Origin of the sequence: Amnibacterium endophyticum (genome assembly GCF_042680685.1) — a bacterium.
GTDB lineage: Bacteria > Actinomycetota > Actinomycetes > Actinomycetales > Microbacteriaceae > Amnibacterium > Amnibacterium endophyticum.
The window spans coordinates 13,431-27,231 of record NZ_JBHUEA010000004.1 but is presented as its reverse complement, the minus strand read 5'-3'; the positions used below and the strand labels follow the sequence as shown (position 1 = coordinate 27,231).

The window sequence follows — 13,801 nt, the reverse complement described above, 5'->3', positions numbered from 1 at the left end:
CCGGCCCCGCGGCGCGTCTCAGGCGAGGCGCTCGACGACCATCGCCATGCCCTGGCCGCCGCCGACGCACATCGTCTCGAGCCCGATCGTCCTGTCGCGGGTGGTCAGCGCGTTCAGCAGCGTCGTCGTGATGCGGGCGCCGGTCATGCCGAAGGGGTGGCCGAGCGCGATCGCGCCGCCGTGCACGTTCAGGCGGTCCCACTCGACGCCGAGCTCGTCGGCGGACGGGATCACCTGCGCGGCGAACGCCTCGTTGATCTCGACGAGGTCGACGTCGTCGATCGTCATCCCGGCCCGGGCGAGGGCCCGGCGGCTCGCCTCGACGGGCCCGAGCCCCATGATCTCCGGCGACAGCGCCGACACCCCGGTGGCCACGATGCGGGCGAGCGGCGTCAGCCCGAGGTCCGCCGCGAGCGCGTCGGAGACCACGACGAGCGCGGCGGCGCCGTCGTTCAGCGGGCAGGCGTTGCCGGCGGTGACGGTGCCGTCCGGCCGGAACACCGGCTGCAGCCCGGCGAGGGTCTCGACCGTGACGCCCGGACGCGGCCCGTCGTCCGCCGACACCACCCGCCCGTCCGGCATCGTGACGGGCGTGATCTCGCGCGCGAAGACCCCGGCGGCGATCGCCGCCTCCGCCCGGTTCTGGCTGAGCGCGGCGTACTCGTCCTGCCGCTGCCTGCTCACGCCCTTCAGACCAGCCACGTTCTCCGCGGTCTGCCCCATCGCGATGTAGGCGTCGGGCAGCAGCCCGTCCTCGCGGGGGTCGTGCCACTGCCCGCCCTGCTCCGCCCGAAGCCTCGTCCGCGCGGCCGCGTCCGCGAAGCGCGGGTTCAGGATGCGGGCCGGGTCCTGCCCGGGGATGAAGTCGCTGCTGCCGTTCGCGAAGTGCGTCACGGACTCGACCCCGGCGGAGACGAACGCGTCGCCCTCCCCCGCCTTGATCGCGTGGAACGCCATCCGGGTCGACTGCACGCTGGAGGCGCAGTAGCGGGTCACCGTGGTGCCCGGCAGGCCGTCGTGCCCGAGCGCGACGGCGACGATCCGCGCCATGTTCATGCCCTGCTCGCCGCCCGGCAGCCCGCAGCCGAGGATCAGGTCGTCGAGGCGGGCCGGGTCCAGCTCGGGCACCGCGGCGAGCGCCTCGCCGACGATGAACGCGGCCAGCTCGTCGGGCCGCATCCCGATCAGCGAGCCCTTGTTCGCGCGCCCGATCGGCGTGCGCTTCGCGGCGACGATGACGGCTTCGGGCACGGCTGCTCCTTTGCAGGTGGTGGGGATGCGACGGGGATCTTCCGTTTTGAAGGTGATTCTGCTGCGCGAAATCACCTTCAAAACGGAAAGGCGATCAGACGAAGGCCTGCTGGCCCGTGATCGCGCGACCCACGATGAGCGTGTTCATCTCGCGCGTGCCCTCGTAGGAGTAGATGGCCTCGGCGTCGGCGAAGAACCGGGCGACGCCCTTGTCGAGCACGATGCCGTTGCCGCCCATGATCTCCCGCGCGTGCGCGACCGTCTCGCGCATGCGGGCGGTCGCGAACGCCTTCGCGAGCGCCGAGTGCTCGTCCGCCTGCAGGCCCTGGTCCTGCAGCTGCGAGGCGCGGACGCACATCGCGATGGATGCGGTGATGTTGCCGAGTCCGCGCACGAGCAGGTCCTGGATCAGCTGGTGGCTCGCGATCGGCTTGCCGAACTGCTGCCGCTCCTTCGCGTAGGCCAGCGCCGCCTCCCACGCGCCGACCGCGACGCCGACGGCCTGCCACGCGACCTCGCAGCGGGTGAGGCGCAGCACCGTCGCGACGTCCTTGAACGAGCGGATGCCGGGCAGCCGCGACGACTCCGCCACGCGCACGTCGACCATGGTGATGTCGGCGTTCTGCACGCTGCGCAGCGCGATCTTGTCCTCGATCTTGTCGGCGCGGAAGCCGGCGGCGTCCGTCGGCACGACGAAGCCCTTCACCTGCCCGTCGGCCTCGTCCTTCGCGAAGATCACGACGACGTCGGAGAACGTCGCGTTGCCGATCCAGCGCTTCGCGCCGTTCAGCACCCACTCGTCGCCCTCGCGGCGGGCGGTGGTGCGCAGGCCGCGCGCCGAGTCGGAGCCGGACAGCGGCTCCGTCAGGCCGAAGGCGCCGAGCAGCTCGCCGCGCGCCATCCGCGGCAGCAGGTCCGCCTGCTGCTGAATCGAGCCCCCGACGTGGATCGCGCCCATCGCGAGGCCCGACTGGACCCCGACGAAGGTGGCGACGGAGGCGTCGACGCGCCCCATCTCGAGCGCGACCCAGCCCCGGTAGAGGGCGCTGTTCTCGAACTGGCGGACCTCGGGCACGAACGGGCCGAGCGTGCCCAGCTCGGCGAGCCACGGGATCACCTGCTTCGGGAACTCCGCCCGCGCCCAGTACTCGTTCGCGATCGGCTTCACGCGCGTCTCGAACATCTCCCGGATCCGGCCGACCTGCTCGGCCTCCCGGGGCGTCAGCAGGTCCTGGTACCGGTAGAAGTCGCTGACCAGGTGGTCGAGCGTCGGCTCCGCCGCGTCCGCGCGGGTCTCGTCGGTGATCGTCATCGCATCCCTCTTACGCCGTCGATCGCAGTGTACGCATCACTTCTCGAAGTGTTGCAGGCCTACGATCCTCAGCATGTCGACGACGGCGACGCCGCTGCCGGCGACGGGGCTCGGCGGCCTCGGCGCCCGGCTCGTGCCGAGCGCGCTCGCGGAGCGGCTCGAGGTGCACGAGGACGCCGCGCGCGCCTTCCGCGCCGCGCGGCACCGCTTCATCGCCGGGGACCGGATCGACATGTCGGCCCTGGCGGCGGACCTCGGCGTCGACCGCACCTCGCTGTTCCGCTGGGTCGGCAACCGCGACGCGCTGCTCGGCGAGATCCTCTGGAGCCTCGCCGTGCCGACCTTCGACGCCGCCGACGCGGCGACGGCCGGCAGCGGAGCCGACCGCGTCGAGGGCGCCCTCACCCGGTTCGTGCGCGACCTCATCTCGGCCGAGTACTTCCGCGGCTGGCTGACCCGTGAGCCCTCGCGCGCACTCCGGATCCTCACTGGCGGGGCCTCCCCCGTGCACCGGCGGTTCGTCGCGGTCGTCGAGCGGCTGCTGCAGGAGGAGCTGGCCGCCGGCGCGATGACGACCCCGCTGCCGCCGCACGACCTCGCGACGGTGCTCGTGCGGGTCGCGGAGTCGTACGCCTACGCCGACCTGATCGCCGGCGAGCGCCCGGACGCGGACCGTGCGGCCGGCGCCTTCGCGCTGGTCCTCGCCGCGACGAGGACGCCGCGATGACGAAGGAGCGGCCGAGCCTCGGCGACTACCGGTTCCGGCGCGCCTTCCCGACCCGCTGGAACGACGACGACGTCTTCGGGCACGTGAACAACTCCGTCCACTACTCCGCGATGGACACCACCGTCACGGCCTGGCTGCTCGGCGACGGCGGCCAGGGGTACGCGATGCGCGGCGACGCGGACCCGGCGTTCGTCGTCGCGTCCTCCTGCCGCTACTTCGCGTCCGCCGCCTTCCCGGACGTGCTCGTGGTCGGGCTGCGCGCGGACCGGATCGGCACGACCAGCGTCGCGTGGGGCCTCGGCATCTTCCGCGAGGCGGATCAGGCCCTGATCGCCACCGGCACCTTCGTGCACGTCTTCGTCGACCGGGACGACCACCGGCCGATCCCCGTGCCGGCGGAGCTCCGCGAGCGGATCGATCACGAGCTCGGAGCGCCCGCATAGCGCGGACGCGGCATCCTGCAACTACGACTTCGAAGGAGAAGCACCCGACATGGACGACGACGTTCTCACCGGCCCCGGCTACGCGACGCTCTCGGTCGCCACGATCCTCGCGGAGGCCGCGCACCGCTACCCGGACAAGACCGCGGTGATCTGGGCCGGCCAGACCGGCCCTCAGGCCCGCGCGACCTACGCGGAGCTGTGGCGGGACGCGAAGGCGATGGCCGGGGCGCTCAAGGCGCGGGGCGTGGGGCGCGGCGACCGCGTCGCGATGCTCGTGCCGAACGTGCCCGACTTCCCGCGGGTCTACTTCGCGATCCTCGCCATCGGTGCCGTCGCGGTGCCGATCCACCTGCTGTTCAAGCGCGACGAGATCGCGCACGTGCTCCGCGACAGCGGCGCGAAGCTGGTCGTGATCGGCGCGCCCAGCCTCGGCGAGGCGCTGCCGGCGGCGATGGCGGCCGGCGTCGACGCCGTGTCCGTCCTGCTGCCGGAGGCCGCGAAGGACCTCGCGCCGATCCCGCGCCTCGAGGCCCTCGCCGCGGAGGTCGAGCCGATCGTGCGGCAGGAGGCGATGAACCCGCTCGAGCCCGCGACGCTGCTCTACACGAGCGGCACGACCGGGACGCCGAAGGGCGCGGTCGGCTCGCACCTCTCGCTCGTCGAGCAGGTGAACGTCTCGCTGATCGACCTGTTCGAGATGCGTCACGACGACGTGGTGTTCGGCGGCCTGCCGCTGTTCCACACCTTCGGGCAGACCTGCGTGCTGAACACGGCCTTCCGGCGCGGCGCGACGATCGTGATGCTGCCGAAGTTCGAGCCCGCCGCCGCGCTGACCGCGATGGCGGAGCACGGGGCGACCGTCTTCACCGCGGTGCCGACGATGTACGTCGGCCTGCTCGCCGGCGCCCGGGCCGGCGCGCCGAAGCCGCAGCTGCGCTACGCGGTGTCCGGCGGCGCGCCGCTGCCGCTCGCGGTGCTCGAGGAGTTCTCCGAGGTCTTCGGCGCCACCGTCTACGAGGGCTACGGGCTGACCGAGACCTCCCCCGTCGTGTCGTTCAACCCGGTCGGCCGCGACATCCGGCCCGGCACGATCGGGGTGCCGATCTGGGGCTCCGACGTGCTCATCGCGGAGGCGGACCGGGAGGACGCGATCGTGGAGCTGCCGCGCGGCGAGCTCGGCGAGCTCTGCGTGCGCGGCCACAACCTGTTCAAGGGCTACCTCGGGCGCCCGGAGGCGAACGCCTCGGCGGTCGTCGACGGCTGGTTCCGCACCGGCGACCTCGCGACGATGGGCGAGGACGACTACCTCACGATCGTCGACCGCAAGAAGGACATGATCCTGCGCAACGGCTACAACGTGTACCCGACGGAGGTCGAGGCCGTCATGATGCGGCATCCCGCGGTGCAGGCCGCCGCCGTGTTCGGGACCCCGCACCCGAAGCACGGGCAAGAGGTCGAGGCGGCGGTCGTGCTCCGCGAGGGCGCGTCGGCGACGGAGGACGAGCTGCGCGACTTCACGAAGGCGAAGGTCGCCGCCTACAAGTTCCCGCGGGTCGTCCACCTGGTCGACGAGCTGCCGCTCGGCCCGTCCGGCAAGGTCCTGAAGCGCGAGCTGACGCGCGTGTGGTCGGAGGAGCAGGCCCCGACCCCCGCCTGACCCCGTTCATCTTGTAGGCAGATCCCGGTGCGCAGCCCGGATCTGCCTACAAGATGGAACGGCCGTAGATGGCCGCGAGCCAGACGTCGACGAGCACGTCGAGCAGCTCGCCGGGCGGCACCGCGGGCGCGCCGCCGGCGAAGGACGCCGCGATCGCCTGCTCGTTCATCGCGTTCAAGGCGGTGCTCGTCGCCCGCGGGTCCACGATCTCGCGGGCGCGTCCACGCCGCCGCTCCGCGACGATGACCGCGGCGGTCTGCTCCACCCAGCGCCCGGACCGCCTCGCCCACTCGTTCCGCACCTCCGGGACGACCGCCCGCGCCTCGGCGAGGGTCTGCGTCACCGCCCGGTGCCGGCCGAACACGTCGACGAAGACCCCGATGGCGTCCCGCCACCACGTGATCGGCTCGTCACCGGGACCGCCGAGCTCGGCCAGCCGGCCGTCCACCTCCGCCACCATCCGGTCGAGCAGCTCGAGCAGGACGGCGTGCTTGGAGGCGAAGTAGAAGTAGAACGCGCTGCGCGAGAGCCCCGCGCCCGCCGCGATCTCGTCGATGGCGATGTCCGCCATCGCCCGGGTCTGCAGCAGCGCCTCGAACGCGTCGACCAGGGCGCGCTCGCGCTCGTCCCCCGAGGCGCGCGCCGCCCGCCTCCCCCGCGTCGCCGTGCTCACGCCCCTCAGCCTACCGGCGTTCGACAAGGTGTCAGGTTGTTCGACACCGTGTCGACTAACGTGGCCGGCATGGCGACGGAGCACGTGGACGTGGTGGTCGTGGGCGCGGGGCTGTCCGGTGTGGGCGCGGCCGCCACCCTGCTGAGGCGCACGCCGGACCGCAGCGTGGCGGTGCTGGAGTCGCGGGACGTGATCGGCGGCACCTGGGACCTGTTCCGCTACCCGGGCGTCCGGTCGGACTCGGACATGTACACGCTCGGCTACGCGAGCCGGCCTTGGGGCGGCGACAAGGCGATCGCCGACGGAGACGACATCCGCGAGTACGTGCGCCGCACCGCGGCCGAGACCGGGGTCGAGCGCCGCGTCCGCTTCCGGCAGCGGGTCGTCGCCGCCTCGTGGCGCAGCGACCGCGCGCACTGGGAGCTGACCGTCCTGCACCGCGACCCGGCGGCGACCGGCGAGTGGCGCGACGGCGAGCAGGGCACGACGACGACGCTGACCTGCTCCTTCCTCTTCGCCTGCACGGGCTACTACCGCTACGACGAGGGCTACTCCCCCGACATCCCCGGCCTCGCCGAGTTCGAGGGCCCCGTGGTGCACCCGCAGCACTGGCCGGCCGACCTCGACCCCGCCGGCAAGCGGTTCGTCGTCATCGGCAGCGGGGCCACCGCGGTGACGCTCGTCCCGGCGCTCGCGAAGCGCGGCGCCCACGCGACGATGCTGCAGCGCTCGCCCACCTACGTCGCTGCCGTGCCGTCGCGGGACCGGCTCGCGCTCAGGCTGCGCGGCCGGCTGCCGGCGGGGCTCGCCTACCGGATCGTCCGGACCAAGCACATCCTCGGCTCGATCGCCCTGTACCAGTACGCCCGGCGCCGGCCGCAGGCCATGCGAGCGCTGCTGCAGCGCTCCGCGAAGGAGAAGCTGCCGGAGTCCTTCGACGTCGGCACCCACTTCGCGCCGCGGTACGACCCGTGGGACCAGCGGCTCTGCGCCGTGCCCGGCGGCGACCTGTTCCGCGCGATCTCCTCGGGAGACGCGGACGTCGTCACGGACCGCATCGACCGCGTGGAGCCGCACGGCGTCCGACTGTCGGGCGGCGGACGCCTCGACGCCGACGTCGTCGTCACCGCGACGGGCCTGAACGTGCTGATGCTCGGCGGCATGCGCGTCGACGTGGACGGCGTCCCCGTCGACCCCGGCACCTCCATCGCCTACAAGGGGATGATGCTGTCGGGCGTCCCGAACCTGGCCTACACGATCGGGTACACCAACTCCTCCTGGACGCTGCGCGCCGATCTCGTCGCCGACGCGGTCGCCTCGCTGCTGATCCGGATGCGTCGCCACCGCCGGGCGGTCGTCGTCCCGCACGCGCCCGCCGGCGAGGCCACCGCCGCCCCGGTGATCGACCTCGCCGCCGGCTACATCCGCCGCGGCCTGCACCTGATGCCGCGCCAGGGCCGTCACGACCCGTGGCGCGTGCACCAGAACTACCTGCACGACCTGCTGCTGTTCCGCGGGGCGGCCGGCCGCCGCGCCCTGCGCTTCTCCCCCGCCCCGACCCGACCCTGAGACGAGGAACCATGAGCACCACCTCCCCCTTCAAGACCGTCACCGTGCTGGGCCTCGGCGTCCTCGGCGCCCAGATCGCGCTGCAGACCGCCGCGCACGGCGTGGAGGTCGTCGCCTACGACGTCGACGAGGCCGCGCTGGAGGCCGGCCGCGGCCGGCTGGAGGCCTTCGCCCGGGCCGCGGCGAGCGAGGTCGCCGACGGCGACGCCTACCGCGCGGCTCCTGGCCGGATCCGGCTCACGGCCGACCTCGCCGACGCGGTCGGGGCCGCCGACCTCGTGATCGAGGCCGTCCCCGAGCAGCTCGAGCTGAAGCGGGACGTGTGGGCCCGCGTCGGCGACGCGGCGCCCGAGGCGACCGTCTTCGCGACGAACTCCTCCAGCCTGCTGCCGAGCGCCATCGCCGACGCGACCGGGCGCCCCGACCGGTTCCTCGCACTGCACTTCGCGAACCGGATCTGGGCGCAGAACACCGCCGAGATCATGGGGCACCCCGGCACGGACAGCGAGGTCGCCGACCGCGTGGAGGCGTTCGCCGGCGCCATCGGCATGGTGCCGATCCGCCTGCACCGGGAGCAGCCCGGCTACGTGCTGAACTCGCTGCTCATCCCGCTGCTGAGCGCCGCCGCCGAGCTGCTGATCAAGGGCGTCGCCACCCCGGAGACCATCGACGCGACCTGGCGCACCGCCACCGGCGCTCCGAGCGGACCGTTCCAGATCTACGACGTCGTGGGCCTGCGCACCGCCTACGCCATCGCGAGCGCCGACCCGCGCGCCGCCGCCTGGGCGGCGTACCTGAAGGAGCACTACCTCGACAAGGGCAAGTTCGGCGTCGAGTCCGGCGAGGGCTTCTACACCTACCGCTGACCCCGGCGTCCTCGCCGCTCGCACCCGTCACGCCCGCACCCCGTCAAGGAGGACCCGATGCCGCTCGACCCCGACGTGAAGGCCATGCTGCAGCAGATGCAGGCCCGCGGCCTGCCCCCGATGTCCGCCGGGACGCCGGAGCAGGGCCGCGCGCTGCTCCGCGCCTTCTCCGGCGTCGACCGCCGGGACCCGGCCGAGCTGCCGCCGGTGGCGGAGGTCACCGAGGCCTCCTTCGGCGGCGTCCGCGCGCGGGTGTACCGCGCGCGGACGGACGGCCCCGCGCCGACGGTCGTCTTCCTCCACGGCGGCGGGTTCGTCATCGGCGACCTCGACACGCACGATCTCGCGGTGCGGCTCCTCGCCCGGAGCCTCGGCGCCGTCGTCGTGAGCGTCGACTACGCCCTCGCGCCCGAGCGCCCCTTCCCGGCCGCCGTCGACGACGCGTGGAGCGCGTTCCGCGACGTCGTCGACCGCGTCGACGAGCTCGGCGGCGACGCCGGCCGGGTCGTCGTCGCCGGGGACAGCGCCGGCGCGAACCTCGCCGCCGTGACGGCCATCCGCGCCCGCGACGAGGGGATCCCGCTCGCGGCGCAGCTGCTCGCGTACCCGGCGGTCGACCCGGGCGGCGAGTACGCGTCCCGCACCGAGAACGCGGACGGCTACTTCCTCACCGCGCGGGACATGGCGTGGTTCATCGAGCAGTACCTCGGGGTGGGCGCCGACTCGCCCGAGGCGCGGGAGCGCGCGCGGGACTGGCGCATCGCCCCGCTGCTCGCGCCGACGCTCGCGGGCGTCGCGTCGGCCGTCGTCGCGACGGCCGAGTTCGACCCGCTGCGGGACGAGGGCGTCGCCTACGCGGCAGCCCTCGAGGCGGCCGGGGTCCGCGTCTGGCACCGCACCTTCCCCGGCATGATCCACGGCTTCTACGGCACGCCCCTCCCGGGCCCGCTCGCAGCGACGCGCGAGATCGACGCCGCGCTGGCCGCGCTGCTCGGCTGACCCGCGGGGTGGGAAGCAGCGGTGCGCCGGCTGCGCATCCACTGCGCGCCGCGTCCCCGGCTTGCGCCCGAGCCCCGCTGGGCGTCGGCTGGTCCCCGTGCGTGAACTCCCCTTCCTGAAGCCCGTGGCACGACTCGAGGACCTGCATCTGCTCGACCCGGTGATCGGCCACCTGAAGCCGCTGCTGCTGAAGGTGATGAAGCCGCGCGGGCTGGAGGACCTGCTCCACGGGGTGCCCGCCGGCCACCCGGTCCACCCGGTGCTGGTGCAGATCCCGATCGGCACCTGGGCGAGCGCCGCGCTGCTCGACGCCCTGCCGGGCACGGCGCGCACCTCGCGGCTGCTCGTCGGCACCGGGATCCTCGCCGCGGCGCCCGCGATCCTCACGGGCTGGGCGGACTGGGCGCGATCCGGCACGCGGTCGCAGCGCGTCGGCCTCGTGCACGCCGCGTCGAACGAGATCGGCTGGATCGTCTACGTGCTGTCGTACGCCGACCGGCGCTGGGGCAGCGAGCCCCGCGGCCGGCTGCTCGGCTGGGCCGCGTTCACCCTGATCGGCGTCGGCGGCTACCTGGGCGGCCACCTCGCGTACCGCCAGGCCGTCGGCGCGAACCACGCGCAGGCGGTCCTCGAGCGCTTCCCCGCGGGCTGGCACTCCATCGGCCCGCTCGCGGACCTGCCCGAGGAGCGGCCCGTCCGTCGCGAGGTCGAGGGCGAGAGCCTCTTCGTGCTCCGCCGCGGCGGGCGCGTCGACGTGCTCTCGGACGTCTCCACGCACCTCGGCGAGCCGCTGACCGGCGGCGTCCTGACCGACCCGGGCGCCGGCGCGGCGACGATCGAGACGGCGGGCGGCAGCGTCTTCGAGGTCGAGACGGGCGAGGTCGTCCACGGTCCGGCGACCGCGCCGGCGATCGTGCTCGAGTCCCGCGTCGAGGGCGAGCTCGTCGAGGTCCGCCTCCCGCGGCCCTGAGCCGAGCATCCCGACGCCCCCCGTCGGTCAATGTGAGCACCTCGACCGACGGCAGGAGCGGCCCGACCCATGTCAGGAGCGGCTGCGCCGCTCCCTCACGCGCATGTTCACGACGATCGGCGTCCCCACGAACCCGTACAGGTCGCGGAGGCGGCGCTGCACGAAGCGGCGGTACTGCGGGTCGAGGAACCCGGTCGTGAACAGCACGAAGGTCGGCGGCCGGCTGCCCGCCTGCGTCCCGAACAGGATCCGCGGCTGCTTCCCGCCCCGCACCGGGTGCGGGTGCGCCGCCGTCAGCTCCGCCAGGAACGCGTTGAAGCGGCCCGTCGGGATGCGGGTGTCCCAGCCGTCGAGCGCCGCCTCGAGCGCCGGCACCAGGCGCTCCAGGTGGCGGCCGGTGCGCGCCGACAGGTTGACGCGCGGCGCCCACGCCACGTGCGCGAGGTCCTGCTCGATCTCGCGCTCCAGGTAGCGGCGGCGCTCGTCGTCGAGCAGGTCCCACTTGTTGAACGCCAGCACCAGGGCCCGGCCGGACTCCAGCACCATGTCGACGATGCGGATGTCCGCCTCGCTGATCGGCTCGGTCACGTCGAACAGCACGACCGCGACCTCGGCACGCTCGAGCGCGGCCTGCGTGCGCAGCGACGCGTAGAAGTCGGCGCCCTGGCTGAGGTGCGTGCGGCGGCGGATGCCCGCGGTGTCGACGAAGCGCCAGGTGCGGCCCTTGATCTCGATCTGCTCGTCCACCGGGTCGCGGGTCGTGCCGGCCGTGTCCGAGACGACGACCCGCTCCTCGCCGGCCGCCTTGTTCAGCAGGCTGGACTTGCCGACGTTCGGCCGGCCGAGCAGCGCGACGCGGCGCGGTCCGCCGAGCTCCGGCTTCGCGACGGCCGACTCCTTCGGCAGGACCCGCATCACCTCGTCGAGCAGGTCGGCGACGCCGCGGCCGTGCAGCGCCGACACCGGCCACGGCTCCCCGAGCCCCAGGCCCCAGAGCTCGCCGGTGTACGCCTCCTGCCGCTCCCCGTCGACCTTGTTCGCGACGAGGCGCACCGGCTTGCCGGACCCGCGGAGCATCCGCACGACCTGCTCGTCGGTGCTCGTCGCGCCGACGACGGCGTCGACGACGAAGAGCACGGCGTCCGCCAGGTCGACCGCGACCTCCGCCTGCGCCGCGACGGCGGCGTCGAGCCCCGACGCGTCCGGCTCCCAGCCGCCGGTGTCGACCAGGGTGAACGCGCGCCCCTCCCACTCGCCGCGGTAGGTCACGCGGTCGCGCGTCACGCCCGGGGTGTCCTGCACGACCGCGGCGCGGCGGCCGAGGATGCGGTTGACGAGCGCCGACTTGCCGACGTTCGGCCGTCCGACGATCGCGAGCACCGGCAGCGCGGCGCCGGGCCCCGCGTCGTCGAGGTCCGCCTCGCCGGCCTCGAGCAGCAGGCGGTCCTCGTCGTCCAGCTCGTAGTCCGCGAGCCCGGCGCGCAGGGTCTCGGCCCGCCGCTCCGCCGCCGCCTCGTCGAGCCCGGTCAGGTGCTCCGCGACCTCGTCCGGGCCGTCGTAGTCCTCGTCGCTCATCGCACCGGCTCCAGCCCGCGGTCGGGGGCGCGGCGCACGAGGGCGACCAGCGCCTCCACCGTCCCGTCGAAGTCGAGGTCGGACGAGTCGAGCGTGGTCACGCCCTCCGCCGCCTCGAGGAAGTCGACGACGCGCGAGTCCCGCGCGTCGCGCTCGGCGATCGCGGCCGCGACCTTGCCGTGGTCCTGGTCCGGCAGCTCGCGCGCCCGACGGGCGGCACGGACCTCGGGCCGGGCGGTGAGGAGGACGCGCACGTCGGCGTCTGGTGCCACGACCGTCGTGATGTCGCGCCCCTCGACGACGACGCCCGGGGACGCCGCGGCGAGCCGTGCGCGGAAGCCGTCGTTCAACGTGCTCCGCACCGCCGGCACCCGCGCGACGCCGCTGACGGCCGCCGACACCTCGGGCGCGCGGATCGCCTCCGTCACGTCGACGTCGCCGACGCGCACCCAGCGCTCGGCGGGGTCGTCGGCGGAGTGCAGCGCGAACCCGTCGAGCACGGCCTCGACGTCGTGCGTGGACTCCGGGTCCAGCCCCGCCCGCAGGACCGCCCAGGCCAGCGCCCGGTACGCCGCTCCCGTGTCGAGGAAGGCGTACCCGAGCCGCACGGCGGCCTCCCGGGACACGCTCGACTTGCCGCTGCCGGCCGGTCCGTCGACCGCCACCACCACACCCATCAGGCCACCCGCCATCCGCGTCGAACAAGATCCGTCTCGAGGCCCGCCGCCGCCTCCGGCAGCACCGACACCTCGACGATGCCGATCGGCGCCCCGGGCGAGTGCTCGAGCCGCATGTCCTCGAGGTTCACCGCCATCTCGCCGATCTCCGTCAGCAGCCGCGCCAGCTGGCCGGGCCGGTCGTCGATCAGCACCGTCAGCGTCGTCGTGCGCAGGTCGACGCCGTGCTTGCCCGGGATGCGGGCGACGCCGCTGTTGCCCGCGGCGAGCGCGTCGGCGAGCGCCCGCTGCGCGCCGGGCGCCGCCGGGTCCTGAAGGGCCCCGAGCACCGCGTCGAGGTCGTCGCGGAGCGCGGCGAGCACCGGGGCGACCCGGGCGGCGTTCGCGCTGAGGATCTGCAGCCACAGGGCGGGGTCGCTCGCGGCGATGCGGGTCGTGTCCCGCAGCCCCTGGCCGGCCAGGTCGGTCGCGTGCTCCGGCGCGTCGACGAGGCGGGCGGCGAGCAGGCTCGACACGAGCTGCGGCGCGTGGGACACGACGGCGACGGCGGCGTCGTGGCGGTCGGCGGCGAGCGTGGTCGGCACGGCGCCCAGGTCGCGAGCGAGCGCCTCGAGCGCGGCCACCTGCTCGGTGGCGGAGGCGACGTGGGGTGCGATCACCCAGGGGCGGCCGAGGAACAGGTCGGCCCGCGCGGCGATCGGCCCGCTGCGCTCCCGCCCGGCCATCGGGTGCGACCCGACGTAGCGCTCGAGCGGGGCGCCGCCCGCCCGCAGGGCGTCGAGCACGCCGGCCTTCACGCTCGCGACGTCGGTGACGAGCGACGAGGGCGAGGCAGCGAGCTCCGCGGCCACCACCTCGGCGGTCCGGTCCGGCGGCACGGCGACGACGAGCAGCGCGGGCTCGTCATCGGGGCGTGCCCGGCGGCCGGCGCCGTAGTCCACCGCGAGCGCGAGGGTCGACGGCGAGACGTCGTGCAGCACGACGTCGACGTCGAGGGCGGAGAGGCCGAGCCCGATGCTCGTGCCGAGCAGCCCGGTGCCGACGACCCGGACCTGCCCCAGGGTGCGGGCGGACACGGGCGG

At 74.4% G+C, this 13,801-nt stretch carries 13 protein-coding genes; 7 read left to right on the top strand and 6 right to left on the bottom strand.

The features are described 5' to 3' along the window. Positions 1–18 precede the first annotated feature (18 nt). Together ACFSBI_RS03840 and ACFSBI_RS03835 are read right to left on the bottom strand one after the other, a co-directional pair. Positions 19–1,251, bottom strand: a complete 1,233-nt coding sequence (locus ACFSBI_RS03840) for an acetyl-CoA C-acetyltransferase (RefSeq protein WP_377932217.1) — start codon at positions 1,249–1,251, stop codon at positions 19–21. A 94-nt stretch (positions 1,252–1,345) separates the two neighbouring features. Further along, a complete protein-coding gene (locus ACFSBI_RS03835) occupies positions 1,346–2,563 on the bottom strand; it encodes an acyl-CoA dehydrogenase family protein (protein WP_377932215.1) in 1,218 nt (405 codons plus the stop codon). A 73-nt stretch (positions 2,564–2,636) separates the two neighbouring features. Here ACFSBI_RS03835 and ACFSBI_RS03830 point away from each other — a divergent pair, with 73 nt between their 5' ends. The 3 genes from ACFSBI_RS03830 to ACFSBI_RS03820 are packed head-to-tail and all read left to right on the top strand — an operon-like array spanning position 2,637 to position 5,390. Further along, on the top strand, positions 2,637–3,290 hold the full coding sequence (locus ACFSBI_RS03830; RefSeq protein WP_377932213.1) for a QsdR family transcriptional regulator: 654 nt from the start codon (positions 2,637–2,639) through the stop codon (positions 3,288–3,290). Then, a complete protein-coding gene (locus ACFSBI_RS03825; RefSeq protein ID WP_377932211.1) occupies positions 3,287–3,733 on the top strand; it encodes an acyl-CoA thioesterase in 447 nt (148 codons plus the stop codon). Before ACFSBI_RS03830 ends, ACFSBI_RS03825 begins: the two co-directional genes overlap by 4 nt. A gap of 49 nt (positions 3,734–3,782) precedes the next feature. Next, positions 3,783–5,390 carry a long-chain-fatty-acid--CoA ligase gene (locus ACFSBI_RS03820; protein WP_377932209.1) on the top strand — a complete coding sequence of 536 codons (1,608 nt, stop codon included), beginning with the start codon at positions 3,783–3,785 and terminating at the stop codon, positions 5,388–5,390. Positions 5,391–5,436: 46 nt separating this feature from the next. Here the strand turns inward: ACFSBI_RS03820 and ACFSBI_RS03815 are convergent, their stop codons facing one another. After that, positions 5,437–6,063 (bottom strand): TetR/AcrR family transcriptional regulator, encoded by a 627-nt coding sequence (locus ACFSBI_RS03815; protein ID WP_377932207.1) that lies wholly within the window; start codon positions 6,061–6,063, stop codon positions 5,437–5,439. 69 nt (positions 6,064–6,132) lie between these two features. On the opposite strand from ACFSBI_RS03815, the gene ACFSBI_RS03810 reads away from it, so the two are divergent. The 4 genes from ACFSBI_RS03810 to ACFSBI_RS03795 all read left to right on the top strand — a co-directional run bounded on the left by ACFSBI_RS03810 (position 6,133) and on the right by ACFSBI_RS03795 (position 10,467). After that, entirely contained in the window at positions 6,133–7,632 is a 1,500-nt protein-coding gene (locus tag ACFSBI_RS03810; RefSeq protein ID WP_377932205.1) for a flavin-containing monooxygenase, read from the top strand. A gap of 11 nt (positions 7,633–7,643) precedes the next feature. Then, on the top strand, positions 7,644–8,498 hold the full coding sequence (locus tag ACFSBI_RS03805; RefSeq protein WP_377932203.1) for a 3-hydroxyacyl-CoA dehydrogenase: 855 nt from the start codon (positions 7,644–7,646) through the stop codon (positions 8,496–8,498). Positions 8,499–8,555: 57 nt separating this feature from the next. Continuing rightward, positions 8,556–9,497, top strand: coding sequence for an alpha/beta hydrolase (locus ACFSBI_RS03800; protein ID WP_377932201.1), 942 nt, complete (start codon positions 8,556–8,558; stop codon positions 9,495–9,497). A gap of 97 nt (positions 9,498–9,594) precedes the next feature. Beyond that, the gene (locus tag ACFSBI_RS03795; protein WP_377932199.1) at positions 9,595–10,467 is read left to right on the top strand and encodes a Rieske (2Fe-2S) protein; all 873 of its coding nucleotides are present in this window, start codon (positions 9,595–9,597) and stop codon (positions 10,465–10,467) included. Between the two features lie 72 nt (positions 10,468–10,539). Here the strand turns inward: ACFSBI_RS03795 and der are convergent, their stop codons facing one another. From der to ACFSBI_RS03780, 3 genes are read right to left on the bottom strand one after another with little or no spacing between them, the layout of a single operon-like run. After that, the gene (gene der / locus ACFSBI_RS03790; protein WP_377932197.1) at positions 10,540–12,042 is read right to left on the bottom strand and encodes a ribosome biogenesis GTPase Der; all 1,503 of its coding nucleotides are present in this window, start codon (positions 12,040–12,042) and stop codon (positions 10,540–10,542) included. Further along, the gene (gene cmk / locus ACFSBI_RS03785) at positions 12,039–12,719 is read right to left on the bottom strand and encodes a (d)CMP kinase (RefSeq protein ID WP_377932195.1); all 681 of its coding nucleotides are present in this window, start codon (positions 12,717–12,719) and stop codon (positions 12,039–12,041) included. Before cmk ends, der begins: the two co-directional genes overlap by 4 nt. Beyond that, a complete protein-coding gene (locus tag ACFSBI_RS03780) occupies positions 12,719–13,795 on the bottom strand; it encodes a prephenate dehydrogenase (protein WP_377932193.1) in 1,077 nt (358 codons plus the stop codon). The genes cmk and ACFSBI_RS03780 overlap by 1 nt, the downstream gene beginning before the upstream one ends. Positions 13,796–13,801: the final 6 nt, after the last annotated feature.

Excerpts from the sequence above, each read along its gene's own strand:
- ACFSBI_RS03835 (WP_377932215.1), bottom strand. The coding sequence starts at position 2,563 with ATGACGATCACCGACGAGACCCGCGCGGACGCGGCGGAGCCGACGCTC.
- ACFSBI_RS03830 (WP_377932213.1), top strand. The coding sequence starts at position 2,637 with ATGTCGACGACGGCGACGCCGCTGCCGGCGACGGGGCTCGGCGGCCTC.
- ACFSBI_RS03825 (WP_377932211.1), top strand. The coding sequence starts at position 3,287 with ATGACGAAGGAGCGGCCGAGCCTCGGCGACTACCGGTTCCGGCGCGCC.
- ACFSBI_RS03820 (WP_377932209.1), top strand. The coding sequence starts at position 3,783 with ATGGACGACGACGTTCTCACCGGCCCCGGCTACGCGACGCTCTCGGTC.
- ACFSBI_RS03810 (WP_377932205.1), top strand. The coding sequence starts at position 6,133 with ATGGCGACGGAGCACGTGGACGTGGTGGTCGTGGGCGCGGGGCTGTCC.
- ACFSBI_RS03805 (WP_377932203.1), top strand. The coding sequence starts at position 7,644 with ATGAGCACCACCTCCCCCTTCAAGACCGTCACCGTGCTGGGCCTCGGC.
- ACFSBI_RS03800 (WP_377932201.1), top strand. The coding sequence starts at position 8,556 with ATGCCGCTCGACCCCGACGTGAAGGCCATGCTGCAGCAGATGCAGGCC.
- der (WP_377932197.1), bottom strand. The coding sequence starts at position 12,042 with ATGAGCGACGAGGACTACGACGGCCCGGACGAGGTCGCGGAGCACCTG.
- cmk (WP_377932195.1), bottom strand. The coding sequence starts at position 12,719 with ATGGGTGTGGTGGTGGCGGTCGACGGACCGGCCGGCAGCGGCAAGTCG.